The 12616-nt window shown below is 73.7% G+C and carries 12 protein-coding genes; 5 read left to right on the top strand and 7 right to left on the bottom strand.

All coding sequences use genetic code 11. From position 1 onward, the window contains the following. Nucleotides 1–63: 63 nt before the first annotated feature. Nucleotides 64–738: a hypothetical protein gene (locus AB0J80_RS16735; RefSeq protein WP_364705456.1), complete on the bottom strand. Its 675-nt coding sequence runs from the start codon at nt 736–738 to the stop codon at nt 64–66. 153 nt (nt 739–891) lie between these two features. On the opposite strand from AB0J80_RS16735, the gene AB0J80_RS16730 reads away from it, so the two are divergent. Then, complete coding sequence (locus tag AB0J80_RS16730; RefSeq protein WP_364705455.1) at nt 892–1602, top strand: GNAT family N-acetyltransferase; 711 nt, start codon at nt 892–894, stop codon at nt 1600–1602. Nucleotides 1603–1920: 318 nt separating this feature from the next. On the opposite strand, the gene AB0J80_RS16725 is transcribed toward AB0J80_RS16730, so the two are convergent. Together AB0J80_RS16725 and AB0J80_RS16720 are read right to left on the bottom strand one after the other, a co-directional pair. After that, entirely contained in the window at nt 1921–2904 is a 984-nt protein-coding gene (locus tag AB0J80_RS16725) for a hypothetical protein (protein ID WP_364705453.1), read from the bottom strand. Continuing rightward, on the bottom strand, nt 2901–3479 hold the full coding sequence (locus tag AB0J80_RS16720) for a hypothetical protein (protein ID WP_364705452.1): 579 nt from the start codon (nt 3477–3479) through the stop codon (nt 2901–2903). The genes AB0J80_RS16725 and AB0J80_RS16720 overlap by 4 nt, the downstream gene beginning before the upstream one ends. A 135-nt stretch (nt 3480–3614) precedes the next feature. Here AB0J80_RS16720 and AB0J80_RS16715 point away from each other — a divergent pair, with 135 nt between their 5' ends. Continuing rightward, complete coding sequence (locus AB0J80_RS16715) at nt 3615–4118, top strand: tetratricopeptide repeat protein (RefSeq protein ID WP_364705450.1); 504 nt, start codon at nt 3615–3617, stop codon at nt 4116–4118. Between the two features lie 9 nt (nt 4119–4127). Here AB0J80_RS16715 and AB0J80_RS16710 read toward each other — a convergent pair whose 3' ends face one another. From AB0J80_RS16710 to AB0J80_RS16700, 3 genes are all read right to left on the bottom strand, one after another. Beyond that, on the bottom strand, nt 4128–4904 hold the full coding sequence (locus AB0J80_RS16710; RefSeq protein WP_364705448.1) for a hypothetical protein: 777 nt from the start codon (nt 4902–4904) through the stop codon (nt 4128–4130). Between the two features lie 1355 nt (nt 4905–6259). Then, nucleotides 6260–7687 (bottom strand): beta-N-acetylhexosaminidase, encoded by a 1428-nt coding sequence (locus AB0J80_RS16705; protein WP_364705446.1) that lies wholly within the window; start codon nt 7685–7687, stop codon nt 6260–6262. 5 nt (nt 7688–7692) lie between these two features. Further along, nucleotides 7693–8859: an alanine racemase gene (locus AB0J80_RS16700; RefSeq protein ID WP_364705444.1), complete on the bottom strand. Its 1167-nt coding sequence runs from the start codon at nt 8857–8859 to the stop codon at nt 7693–7695. Between the two features lie 99 nt (nt 8860–8958). On the opposite strand from AB0J80_RS16700, the gene AB0J80_RS16695 reads away from it, so the two are divergent. From AB0J80_RS16695 to AB0J80_RS16685, 3 genes are read left to right on the top strand one after another with little or no spacing between them, the layout of a single operon-like run. Beyond that, nucleotides 8959–10269, top strand: coding sequence for a transcriptional regulator (locus AB0J80_RS16695; RefSeq protein ID WP_364705442.1), 1311 nt, complete (start codon nt 8959–8961; stop codon nt 10267–10269). After that, nucleotides 10266–11489 (top strand): amidohydrolase/deacetylase family metallohydrolase, encoded by a 1224-nt coding sequence (locus AB0J80_RS16690; RefSeq protein WP_364705441.1) that lies wholly within the window; start codon nt 10266–10268, stop codon nt 11487–11489. Before AB0J80_RS16695 ends, AB0J80_RS16690 begins: the two co-directional genes overlap by 4 nt. A gap of 1 nt (nt 11490) precedes the next feature. Further along, the gene (locus AB0J80_RS16685; RefSeq protein WP_364705440.1) at nt 11491–11871 is read left to right on the top strand and encodes a RidA family protein; all 381 of its coding nucleotides are present in this window, start codon (nt 11491–11493) and stop codon (nt 11869–11871) included. On the opposite strand, the gene AB0J80_RS16680 is transcribed toward AB0J80_RS16685, so the two are convergent. After that, nucleotides 11872–12612 carry an urease accessory protein UreD gene (locus AB0J80_RS16680; protein ID WP_364705438.1) on the bottom strand — a complete coding sequence of 247 codons (741 nt, stop codon included), beginning with the start codon at nt 12610–12612 and terminating at the stop codon, nt 11872–11874. Nucleotides 12613–12616: the final 4 nt, after the last annotated feature.

The following is a 12616-nucleotide window of genomic DNA, read 5'->3' as shown; positions in this document are numbered from 1 at the left end:
GAAACGTCTCCTCACACAGGTTCACGGGGCGCACCCGCCATTCTGTCAGGAGTGGCCCGGCGCTCAGGCCGCGGGCCAGGAGGTCGCCCGTACGGTGGCCCGGCCGTCCGCGACCGTCTCGGTCACCTCCACCCGGACCAGCCGCACCCCGGTGGTCGGCGGCGTTCCCGTGCCGGTGAGCACGCACAGGACGAGCCCCTTGCGGACGGGCACGATGACGCCGCCGCCCAGCGGGCTGGTCCGGATCGCCTTGGCGCACCCGGGACCGTCCACGTCCGCGTCGCCGACGTCGCTGCCCCCGACCGCTCCGGGGGCGAGAGTGACCTGCGGTGGCTCGTCGCCGCAGCGGCTGTCGTAGCGCAAATCGCTGATCGAGCCGTCGGCGTCGACCCGCGGCTCGTCCAGGTCGAGGAAGGTCACGCCGGTGCAGCCGGCCTGGATCCGGAGGATCTCCTCGCCGTACGTGCCCTCGGCCACGGGCGCGGGCACGGCGGCGGGCAGCGGCCGCGCGTACGCCTGCTCGGCGCGGTCCAGCGCCCGCCAGGCGAGCAGCCCCGACGCCGCGGCCGCCAGCAGCGCCAGCATGGCGAGGGAGACGGCCAGCACGACTCCGCGGCGCGGCGGTGCCGGCGGCGGTCCGGCCTCGCCCCCGCCGAGCCGCTCGGTGGGCCCGTCCGGGATCGGGTCGGCGCCCTCGGGCCAGGCGATGGACGAGTTCGAGGCGCGGAAGACCGGCATGGACGACTCCACTCGCAGCAAGCGGCGGCAGGACCGACGATCGGCGCGAAACACCGCAGATCGGCCTGATCGACCCTACGAGACCCGGTGGTTCGCGGCCCATCCCCCGATAAGGGAGATCACCGTCGCGGATGACCGGGCATCATGCCTCGGATGACACGGATCGAGGAACGTGCCCGCGCGTTGTGGGCCGGGCTGGCCGGCGTACCGGTCTACTTCACTCCCGGCGAGGTCACTGTCGTCACCGCCCCGGCTTCGGAGCTGTGCCCGCCGGGATGGGCCGGCATCGTCGCCCTGGGCGACGCCGCGATCGCGACCCTGCCCGCGCCGGCCGAGTCGGTGGCCGAGGCGCTGCGGCGCATTCCGGTCGCGGAGATCGCCGATCCCGATCGGGTACGCCGAGAGCTGCCGGTCGAGGAGATCCTGGGTCCCGCGGTCCTCGCCTACCTGGACGTGTCCGCGTTCCGCCCGGCCTCCGGCCCACCGGCCGAACGGCTCCCCGCCGGCCACCGGGACGTCCGCGCCCTGATCGCGGGCGTCCCTGCGAGCGACGCCGGCGAGAGCGGCCTCGACGACATCGACTCCGCCGCTTTCGTGGTCCGCGCCCCGGGCGGCGGCCGGGTGATCGCCGCCGCCGGATACCGGCGCTGGCCGTCGCGGGTAGCGCACCTCAGCGTGCTGACCGCGACCGGGGCGCGCGGCCGTGGTGACGGTCGCGCCGCCGCCTCCGCCGCCGTCCGGGACGCACTGGCTCAGGGTCTGCTCCCCCAGTGGCGGGCCCGGCCGGCCGCCTCCCGCCGGGTGGCCGCCGCGCTCGGCTTCCGCGACCTCGGGTCGCAGCTGAGCATCCGCCTCGCCGGATAGGATCCGCGCATGCCCGGCCCCTCCACGGCGCAATCCGCCGTCGCTGACCGGCTGGACCGGCAGATCCTCCACGGCATGCAGCTCGCGCCGCGAGTCCCCTTCGCCCGGCTGGCCGCGGTGCTCGGCGTCTGGCGAGCAGACGGCGGCGCGGCGCTACCAGCGGATGCGGACCCACGGCCTCGTGCGCGTCTTCGGCGAAGCCGACCCCGAGCGTCTGCCGGGAACGACGTCGTGGCTGCTGCGCATCAGGTGCGCCGTGTTCTCAGCTGTCCGCCAGCCATCGGCCGGTCGACGTCGTGATCCGCCATCTTCGTGTCATCAGACGGCCAGTTCCGCCAGGGCCTCCCGCACTTCGGCGTACCGCTGGGCGCGATGGCCGCCGGTGGGTGGCTCGCCGAGCGCCGAGACGCCGTCGGTCACCGCGTACGTGATCCGGTAGAGGACGACCCGGGTGGCCACGTCCCGCCACACCCCGGCGAGCACCGCGCTCGGCCGGTGACCCAGCTCGGTGATGGTGAACCAGGGCGGGAACAACGCATGCGACTCCACGGCGGCGTCGATGCGGCGGCGCAGGTGTGCGGTGAGCTCGGCCACGGCCGTCGAGCCGCTGTGCGTGCGGTACTCCTCCTGCCGGCGCAGGTCCCGTTCGAGCGCCAGCTCGGCCACGACGACGGCCTCCCGCATCCCGGTCAGGTCCGCGTTGCGCGCACACAGCTGCTCCCAGTGGCGCCGGTAGGAGGAGGCGGCCTTGCGGAAGTCCCGGCTTCCGACCTTGGCGTTCGCCAGGACCGCGCTGGCGTCGAGGGCCCGCGACCGGCTCTCCGCGGCGAGACGTCGCAGCTCCGCGTACGCGTCCAGCACGGCATGGTGCTCCTCGCGGGTCCGGTCGTCGAGCATCCCGGACCGGATCTCCTCGGCCTCGCGCACCTCGGCGACGAGCCCGGCCCATTCCTCGGGCACGGCGTCGAGGTCGACCGGCTGGACGCCGTGTTCCAGCCGCAGCCGCCCCTCGATGAGCTGGATCTCCCCGGTGAGCCGCGCGTTCGCCTGCCGCGCCGCCCGCAGCTCGATCTCGGTCTGCCGGCGCAGGGCGTCGTGGTCCCGGGCGAGGGTGGCGACCCGCTCACAGGTCTCGTCCACGCGGACCGCGAGGTGACCGGTGCGCTCCTCAGCGGTACGGGCGACGTCGCGAAGCTCCTCGGTGAGCTGCAGGCGCAGGGCGGTGAGCTTGCGCTTGAACTCGGTCCGCAGCGCCTCGGCGACGCGGACGAGGTCGGTGGAGGTGTCGGTGCTGCTGCTCATGCGCCCGCCTCCGAGTCGTGCCGCCGCGGGCCCGAGGCGGCGAGCTGGGGTGGTCCGGGGCGAGGCCGGGCTGCGGCGGGCGCCTCCCCGTCCCGGCCCGGGGCATCGGGCGCGGCCGGAGCGCCGGAGGCGCCGGGCACCGCGGAAGCGCCGGGCACCGCGGAAGCGCCGGGCACCGCGGAAGCACCGGGCACCGCGGGAGGCTTTGCGGGACCTCGGCGGGTCCGCCCCAGGCGGGGGGAGCCGGCGCCGGTCACGGCCCACACCGTGATCGCCGCGGCCAGCAAAGCGGCGGCGGGGATGAGCCAGAAGGGCCCGAGGCGACCCGTCGCGACCAGCACCCCCGGCACCACGGACACCGCGGCGAGGACCGCGGCCAGCAGGCGCCGGCGGCGGGCGGACCGGGCGCGCATGCGGTCGAGGTCGCGCATCAGGTCGTTGGTGGCGTCGAAGACACGCAGCAGCAGGTCCTCGTACCGGCTCGGATCCCGCCCGGCGCGCCCCAGCACGTCGTGGCGGGAGGCCAGCTCCCGTTGCCGGGTCACGACCACATCGCGAAGATCAGCAGCACCCACGCGGGCTCCTCACGCCGAGGCAAAGGATGTATGGGGCGAAAGCTACTGAAAGACTACGGTCTCCTCGAGCCCGGTCAATCCCACGGAAGTGTCCAGGGACATCCAGCATCGCGACGATGTGCGACGCTCCAACGCATGATCACGCAGGAGTGGGAACAGCGGCTGGCGCAGGCATGGGCGTCCCTCGAGGACACGCCCGGGGACGAGTTCGTCGAGCGCATCGAGCAGCTCGCCGCGGAGCTTCCGCCCGGAGACCCGGCGGGTCTCTTCGAGCGGGCCTGCTCCCTCGACTCGACCGGCCGCAGCGACCTCGCCGTCCCGCTCTACGAGCAGGCCCTGCGGTCCGGCCTCACCGGGATCCGGCGCCGCCGGGCGGTGATCCAGATGGCCAGCTCGCTGCGCAACGTCGGCGACTCGCAGCGCAGCGTGAACCTGCTGACCGAGGAGCTGCGGGCGCCCTCCGACGAGCTCGACGACGCGGTCAAGACGGTGCTCGCCCTGGCGCTGACCGACGTCGGCCGGGAACGGGAGGCTGTCTCCATCGCCGTCGGCGCGCTGGCCCCGCATCTGCCCCGCTACCAGCGCTCGATGGCCGCGTACGCCCGCCTGCTCGTGGCACCGGAGAGGCCCGACGCCTGAGACACGCGGTCAGCAGGAGACCCGGACGGCGGAGCCACCGAGCCGGGCGCCGCGAATGTCCGACGAGCCCCGGGTCATCAGGCGTACCGACAGCTGCCCGCGGGTCGCCGGGAAGCGGCCGGCAGGCACCCAACGTCCCTGGTTGCGGACCTGGTCGACGACGAACCGGCCGGTCCGCGAGCCGCTGCCGTCCACGGTGGCGTACACCTGGTAGGTCGCCGGTTCGCCCGCCGCGTCCCGCACATTGCCGGTACGGGGCACGTACACCTCGACGGCGCAGTCCGCGCGGGGTGACATCCGGAACCACCACAGCATCATGTTGCTCAGGTCGTCGTCATCGCGGTCGCCGGACATCGGCATGGCGACCATGTGGCCCCGGCAGCCGTTGCCGGTGAAGCCGCCGCCCGTGACCAGGTACCAGCCGTCGGTGCCGACGCGTTCGGCGTACCCGCTGCTCGAGGTCTCCGGGCAGCGGAAGCCCGCCAGGGCGGAGAACGGCTCCGGCGCGGGGCTCGGTTTCGACGTCGGCGCAGCCTTCGTCCGTCGCGCCGGCAGGACCGCAGGCACCTTCGTCGGCGCGGACGAGCCGGCCGCGGCGACGCTCGACCGGCGAACAGGGGCCGATGGCGTGGCGGCTGCGCTCGGCCCGGCGTAGGCGATGGTCGGAGCGGGCTGGTAGCCGGCCAGCGGGGACGTCGACCCTTCGGCGCCGGAACCCCAGCCGGACACCGAACCGATCGCCAGCAACGTCAGGGTGCCGACAGCGGCCACGGCGATCGTGACCATCCGCACCCTGAGCGAGCCGGGGCGACCCACCGGTTCGGCCGTCCCCGGCTGACGGGGGCCGGAGCCGGTTCCCGTACGTTCCATGCCGCCGTGCGGAAGCAGATCGGCCCATGCCGCCCGTTCCGTCCCTCGCGACCGTGCTTCCCGGTCCCACTTCGACTGCTCCATCCCCGCCCGAAGCACCCTTTCTGCGCACGATGTCCCCCGGCGGCATTCCGCCGCCACCAGACCAAGCGCCGCAGAGCCGGATTCCGTTACACCGGGGGCGTGTCACCTCGTCGCTCGACCTCCGCCGCCCGCCCGGCGTCGCTACGGAGCAGCTCGCGCGGTCACCAAGGGCGACTACGGCGTGTGCCGGTGCACGGGCCGGTGCGGGGTAGCACCGACCGCGCGTCGCTGTTTTCGTCATGCCGGACATGCTGATTGTCCAGTCGGCCGCGGACCATTTCTGGATATGAAATATCCGCGGTCGTCATCGTTGAGTCCGGGAGGCGTCTGGGACAATAGGGTAATGACGCAGCTCGCATTGTTCCCCACGAAGAATGTGCGGGACCGGGCGCTGCGTCGCAATTATTCGCCGGCGGCCGAAGAGTTCAGGCGCGAGCATGAGCGGCGTGGGGCTTGGTACGACGTCATTCCCGGCGCTTGCGTCGGCTGCGCGAGTCCGCGGATCAACCCCCGGACCCGCATTCCGGCCTTGACCCCTGTCCTGATGACATCCGCCCTGGCGATGCCCGCCTCGGCAATCGCTGCCACGGTGACCTCCACCCCGAGGCGCTGTCCACAATGGCGCCTGCGGCTGACACAACCGATCATCCCGTGCGGCCGGAAATCCCAGCCCAGGACGACGAGCTGGGGCAAGGCACCGTACCTCAGAAGGGCAGCGCGCACGGCGACGGCGCGGATGATCATTTGCCCGAGGCGGTGGTGACGAAGCAGGCGCGGGCGGGCGGCCCGCCACGTCCCACTGGGAGCGACAGCCGCGAATTGCGCGGGACGTCCCCTGCGACCAGCGAACGGGCGCGGACAAGGCCTGTCCACCAATTCCACCCGCCCGAACATGGTGGCGAAATCCCATCTCCACGCTTTTCCGTGCCGGACCACCGAAATGGCCGCCGGCCGCCCTGGAAAGGCGAACGCAGCCCTCCGCAGAACTGTCGATGGTGGATCCGGCGCACTCATCTCGGCTACTTGTAAATGCCCTAGGACCGCGGCCCGGCCGGGCATTGGTCCAGGCCTCCGGGCTGTCGCTCTGCTGCCAGAACCAGCGATGCCCACCCGGCTCGACAACCCACCGACGCGTCCCGGGTGGGCCGGATCCGCCGTCGGCTGGGCGCCGCCGACGATGACGGCCTTCACCGCGTCCGGCGCAGGTCTGCGGTCATCTCGTGCAGCTCGGCCAGCCGGTCCGCGAGGGTCCTCGGGTTTCCCGGCGCCCCCGGCCGCGCGTCGCCCGGGCGCGGTCCGGACAGCGGCCGGTAGTTCACGCCGAGCGCGTCGAGCCGCCTGAGATGCGGTTGGAGCCGCTTGCGGAACTCCGTGAAGTCCCGCTCCGGCGGGCTCCACACCACCTCCGCGAACGCGCACAGCCGCGGATACACCATGTAGTCGACGCGTTGCGCGGACTCCATGTGCTCCGTCCAGACGTTCGCCTGGGCGCCCAGCAGCCGGTCCGATGGCGGGGGTTCGAAGGCGTACACGTCGGCGAGGGTGAGCGGGGGGCCCACCGGAGTCGGCTCGCCCGGGTCGTCCGACTGCCGGTAGTCGAGGTAGAGCGCGACGTCGGGGCAGGCCACCACGTCGTGACCGGCGGCCGCCGCGGCGGCGATCGGGGCGAAGCCGCGCCAGGCCGCGATCACGGCGTCCGGTGGTGCGCCGCCGGCGAGGATCTCGTCCCAGCCGAGCACGCGACGGCCGTGGGTGGCGAGGTGGGCGGCCATCTCCGCCGTGAAGCGGGGCTGGATCGCGTGGGGGTCGTCCGAGTGGGCCGCCCATTCGTCGACCGGGCACTCGTCGCCGCCGATGCTGACCAGCGGTGACGGGAAGAGGGCGCAGACGTGGTCCAGCACCTGGCGGCAGAAGTCCAGCGTGGACGGTTGCATGTTGAGTACGTGCGGCGAGATGCCCCAGGATGTCCGGACGCCGCCGGTGAAGCCGTTGCCGAGCTGCGGGTACGCCGCGATCGCCGCCTGCATGTGGCCGGGCATGTCGATCTCCGGCACCACGGTGACGTGCCGCTGCGCCGCGTACGCGACGATCCGGCGCAGGTCGTCGTCGGTGTAGTGACCGGCATGGGGGCGGTCGTCGTAGAGACCGTGCTGCCGGGCGCCGAGCATGGTGCGGGGTCGCCGGGCGCCGACCGAGGTCAGGCGCGGCCACCCCGGCACCTCGATGCGCCAGCCCTGGTCGTCGGTGAGGTGCAGGTGCAGCACGTTGAGCTTGTGGTAGGCGGCGAGGTCGATGAAGCGCAGGACGGCTGCCACGGGCATGAAGTGCCGGGCGACGTCGAGCAGCACACCGCGCCACCCGAAGCGCGGCGCGTCCTCGATGTGCACGCCCGGCACGGTTCCGGTGCTGCAGTCCGGCGGCAGGAGTTGACGCAGCGTCCGGGTCCCGTAGAAGACGCCGGCCGGGGAGCCGCCGCGGAGGGAGACGCCGCCGTCGCCCACATCCAGCACGTAACCCTCCGCGGGAAGCGCCGGATCGAGGGAGACGGCGGGCTCGGTCAAGGGGAAGGAGCCGCCCGTCTCGCGGACCAGACCCGGCCGGGGAATCACGGTCACCGCTTTCAGAAGTACGTGTGCAGCACGTCGACCACCACGTCGTCGTCGTTCGCGACGGGGATGAAGCGCCACTTGTCGAACGCCGTGCACGGGTGTGACAGTCCGAAACGGATCACGTCGCCGACCGCGGCCGACGTGCCGTGGACGTACGTGTGGTGGTCGTTCATCCGCGTCACCTCGCCGGCCTCGGTGACCGGCAGCCCCTCGTCGAACGGCGCGTCGCGCTTGCCCATGCCGACGATCGCCAGGCCGCGCTCCGGAGTGGACAGGACCTGGGCGTACATCTCGAGGGCCGACGCCAGCGACCCCTCGCCGGGCTCCCGGTTGAACGGCGTCCGCTCCCGGTAGAAGCCCTCGTCGTGCGTCACCGAGGCCCCGCTGCGCAGGACCGCCCGGACGGTGTGCCCGTCGAGCCACTGCCCCTCCAGCGCCGTGATCACGCGGTCGAACCAGGCGCTGCCGCCGGCGGAGACGATCACCTCCGCGGGCAGCAGGTCCGCGACCGCACGGACCGCTTCCACCAGGGTCGCGAGGAAGGCGTCGACCGCCGCGGCGTCCGGCAGGGCGCCCTCGTAGGCGGTCACCCCGGCGAGGGTCACGCCCGGCGCGGCCGCGGCGGCCCGGGACACCTCGACCACCTCCGCGACGGTACGGCACCCCGTGCGCCCACCCGCATGTCCGAGTTCGACCAGCACGGGCAACCCACCCGCCGCGGCCACCGCCGCCACGCCGGCCGCGGAGTCGACCTGGACGACCACCTCCCAGCCGGCCGCCGACTCGGCCGCCAGCCAGCCGAGCGCCGTCGGGTCGAGGACCTCGTTGGCGATCAGGACGCGGGGCACCCCGAGGCGGCGCAGGACGAGGGCCTGGCTGGGCGTCGCCACGGTCAGCGCCCATGCGCCCGCGGCGAGCTGGGCGTCCAGCAGGCTCGGGGCCATCGTCGTCTTGGCGTGCGGGGCGAACGAGAACCCGTGCCGGTCCGCGTAACCGGCCATGGTGGCGATGTTGGCGCGTACCGCGGAATCACGCACCACGAGCAGCGGCCAGGTGAAGGAACCGTCGAAGAGGGAGTGGCCCGCCGCGGCGAAGGCGCGGACCGGAATTTCCCCCTGCGGCAGCCAGAACCCCTTGGCCCGCCAGTCGAGCAGCTCGTCGGGGACATCGAGAATCACGGAAGTCCTCCCTTGACCGCCGGAGCGCCAACGCGCATGGTGTGGAAGCTACTACGAACCACTTACGAACCGACAGGTTCTGCAAGGGAGGCGGCACCCGTGCCCGCGGCGACGACGATCGGACTGGTGTTGCACGCCGGTCATCGCCCGCGGTTCGAACAGGCCACGCGCACTCTCAACGGCGTCACGTTCGCCTGGGCCGTCTACGAGCGCGAGGATCAGATCCGCGAGCGCGTCGCCGAGCTGCTGGACGCCGGCCACCTCGACGGGATCCTGCTGGGCGTCGTCCCGTACGCCCGCTGCCGCGACCTGCTGCCCGCCGCCCTGCCGGTGACGGTCACCCGCTCGGCCGCGCTCGACCTGGCCCTGGCCTGGTCCCGGGCCCGGGGCAACGGCTGGCCCGCGACCCCGGTCAGCATCGACACCTTCACCCAGGAGACCGTCGACGAGGTGGCGACGGCGCTCGACCTCGACCGCGACGCGATCGCCTGCCTGCCTTTCGACCCCGAGCAACCTGTGGCCGACGTGGTGGCCTTCCACCGCGAGCGGGTCGCCGCGACCGGCGCACCGTACGTCATCAGCGTCCGCACCGGCGTCGCGGCGGCCCTCGACGGGGAGGTCGCCGTGCTCCACGCGCTGGCCACCCCGGGCACGATCCGCGCCGACCTGCACGAGCTGGCACTGCGCGTCCGCAACAAGAAGGCCGACGGGCAACGCTTCGCCGCCGCCGTCTTCCTCATCGCCCGGCCGGACCGGATCGCCGACCTGGACCGTGCCCGGGCGGGGCTGCTGCACCTGCTGCTCAACACCCCCGAGCTCGCCGACGCGTGGATCGACAACCGCGGCCGGCGCGGCGTGGTCGTCTTCGCCCACGCCGCTCTCTTCGAGTCGGTCACCCACCACTGGGTCGGCCTGCCGGTGCTCGCCGAGGCCCGCGACACCCTCGGGGTACGCGCGGTCGCCGGCTTCGGCCTCGGCGGGTCCGCGCGGATCTGCGTGGCTCTCGCTGAGCGCGCCGCCGCCCGGGCCGAGCAGGACGCCGACCCGGGCGCGTACCTGATCTCCGACAACGGCATGATGATCGGCCCCATGGGTGCCTCCGGCGTACCGCTGACCTACACCTACCGCGAGCACGGCGACATCGAGACGCTCGCCGGCCGCGTCGGGCTGAGCCCGGCGACGCTGTCGCGCCTCGCCGCGATCGAACGCGCCCTCGCCGGCCGGCCGGTCTCCCCCAGCGACCTGGCCCGCTCGCTGGGCATCACCGACCCGAGCGGCCGCCGGCTGATCCGCAAGCTCAGCGAGTCCGACCTGGCCGTCGGCGACGGCAGCTCCCAGGTGCATCGCAAGGGCCGGCCGACGCGGCTCTACCGGCTGGCGATCACCGCGGCCCTGAAGGGCGACCGATGACCCACGACCTGGTCCTGACCGGCGGGGACGTCCTCGGCCACGGCACCACCGACGTCGCCGTCCGAGCCGGCCGCATCGCCGCGATCGGCCCCGGACTCACCGGCGCGGTCGTCCACGACGTCACCGGCCGCCTGGTGACACCCGGCCTGATCGACCTGCACACCCACGTCGGCCCCGGATACTGGGGCATCGACCCCGATCCCGTCGCCTGGTGCACCGGCGTCACCACGTGGGTCGACGCCGGATCGGCGGGAGCGTACACAATGGACGGTCTGCGCCGCACGGTCGCGCAGGTGGGCGTGCGCGTCCCGGCGCTGCTCAACATCTCCGCGGTGGGGCTGGCGGGGCGCACCGGCGAGAGCCGCGACCTGGCCAACTGTGACGTGGGCCTGGCCGTCGACACGGTCCTCGCCCACCGCGACCTCATCCGCGGCATCAAGGTCCGCATCGACCACGAGACGGTCGGCGCCAACGGCGTGGAACCGCTGCGGCGCGGCCTCGCCGCCGCGGAGGCCTGCGGGATCCCGGTCATGGTCCACATCGGTACGACCCCGCCCACGCTGGACGAGGTCCTCGACCTGCTGCGGCCGGGCGACATCGTGACGCACTGCGCGAGCGGGATCGCGTCGCCGCTGGGGCCGGCGGTACGCGACGCCTACGAGCGCGGGGTGCTGCTCGACATCGGCCACGGCTCGGGCGGGTTCGCGTTCGACGTGGCGCAGGCGCAGCTGGAGGCGGGGCTGCGGGCGTACACGATCTCCACGGACCTGCACGCGCGCTCGGTGCACGGCCCGGTCTTCGACCTGCCCACGACGATCGCCAAGCTGGTCGCCGTCGGACTCCCCCTCACCGACGCGCTCGCCGCGGTCACCGTGCACCCCGCCCGGGCGCTGGGGCTGCCGGGCGGCACCCTCGACCCGGGCGCGCCCGCCGACATCGCGGTGTTCCGGGTCGAGGAGGGCCGCTTCGAGGTGGTGGACGCCCACCGTCAGGTCCGGCAGGCGCCGCTGCGGCTCGCCAACGAGGCCACGTACGTCGGCGGCCGCCGGCTGCCCGCCCGCCTGCCGGCGCCCTCACCGCCGTGGATCCCGCTCACCGACGCCCAGCGCGCCGCCCTGGCCCGCCGCGAGCACGCCGTCCGCGCCCTGCTGGCCACGCCCCTGGTGGGCGTGGACGGCCTGGCCGAACAGTTCCCCAGACCGACGACAAGGAGCACCTGACATGCCCAAGCGCGCGATCATCACCGACAAGGCGGCCCCGGCGGGCGGCCCGTACTCGCACGCGGTTGTCGCCGGCGACACCGTCTACCTGGCCGGCGCGATCCCCGCCCTGCCGGACGGCACACGCGTGACGGGCACCTTCGCCGACCAGGCACACGCGGCGTTCCGCAACCTGGCGGCGGTCGCCGAGGCGGCGGGGGCGAGCCTCGACCAGGCCGTCCGGGTCGGCGTCTACCTGCGCGACTTCGCCGACTTCGCCGAGCTGAACGAGATCTACCCGCAGTACATCAAGGGCGACCACCTTCCGGTACGCACGACGCTGCCCGTACCGCTGGTCGGCTTCGACATCGAGATCGACGCGATCCTCTACACCGGCCCTTGATCAGCCCTTTTCCGCGGGCAGGGCGGTGAGCGGATTCAGCGCCGCCTGCACCGCACGGATGTCGCCCCCCACCGCGGTCGCCAGCATTCCCGGCCCGGCCAGCGGCATCAGCATCGCGTCGCCGCCCAGCGGGCCGGGCGCGGGAAGCGACGCCCCGGCGAGCACCAGCGCACCGACCGACCGGCCGCCACCGAGAACCGCCGCGCCGGACCAGCCCGGGGCTCGCGGGCCGACGGCCAGCTCGTGCCGGTACAGCGTCCGGCCGGCGTAGCGGATCGTCACGTTCGCAAGGGCGTCGCCGGACTCCTCCGCGTGCCGGCCGCAGACCAGGTCGTCGCGCCACACCAGGGTGCCGCCCTCGTCGACCGTCACGTCCGTGATCGCGAGGTGATGGCATCCGGCCGCCGCGATCAACGGCTCGGGCGACCACAGCAGGGATCCGCCCGCCGCCACCGTCGCCGAGACCGTGAGCCTCGACGGCGGCCCGGGCCGTCCGGGCAGGGCGAGCTGGGCGGCGACGCTGTGCACCGTCAGCCTCGCTCCCTCGCCGACCGCGATGTCGAGGCGCAGATCGTCGCCGCGTAACGGCCCCGCCGCCCCGCCGACCAGGTGGACGGTGACGCCGGCGGGACTACGCGCACCGGTGCGGCGCAGCAGCAACGGCGACTCCCCGCGCAGGACGGCGAGCCGGGTGCGACCGGTTCCGTCGGCCTCCGCGACGATCGACGCCTCGGCGCGCATTCCG

The organism is Actinoplanes sp. NPDC049548, assembly GCF_040676695.1.
Lineage (GTDB): Bacteria > Actinomycetota > Actinomycetes > Mycobacteriales > Micromonosporaceae > Actinoplanes.
This window is presented reverse-complemented; position numbering and strand designations above follow the sequence as displayed.

What these genes read in the sequence shown, in the direction of transcription:
- AB0J80_RS16690 (WP_364705441.1), top strand. Translation starts at nt 10,266, where the DNA reads ATGACCCACGACCTGGTCCTGACCGGCGGGGACGTCCTCGGCCACGGC.
- AB0J80_RS16730 (WP_364705455.1), top strand. Translation starts at nt 892, where the DNA reads ATGACACGGATCGAGGAACGTGCCCGCGCGTTGTGGGCCGGGCTGGCC.
- AB0J80_RS16735 (WP_364705456.1), bottom strand. Translation starts at nt 738, where the DNA reads ATGCCGGTCTTCCGCGCCTCGAACTCGTCCATCGCCTGGCCCGAGGGC.
- AB0J80_RS16715 (WP_364705450.1), top strand. Translation starts at nt 3,615, where the DNA reads ATGATCACGCAGGAGTGGGAACAGCGGCTGGCGCAGGCATGGGCGTCC.
- AB0J80_RS16680 (WP_364705438.1), bottom strand. Translation starts at nt 12,612, where the DNA reads ATGCGCGCCGAGGCGTCGATCGTCGCGGAGGCCGACGGAACCGGTCGC.
- AB0J80_RS16685 (WP_364705440.1), top strand. Translation starts at nt 11,491, where the DNA reads ATGCCCAAGCGCGCGATCATCACCGACAAGGCGGCCCCGGCGGGCGGC.
- AB0J80_RS16725 (WP_364705453.1), bottom strand. Translation starts at nt 2,904, where the DNA reads ATGAGCAGCAGCACCGACACCTCCACCGACCTCGTCCGCGTCGCCGAG.
- AB0J80_RS16710 (WP_364705448.1), bottom strand. Translation starts at nt 4,904, where the DNA reads ATGGTCACGATCGCCGTGGCCGCTGTCGGCACCCTGACGTTGCTGGCG.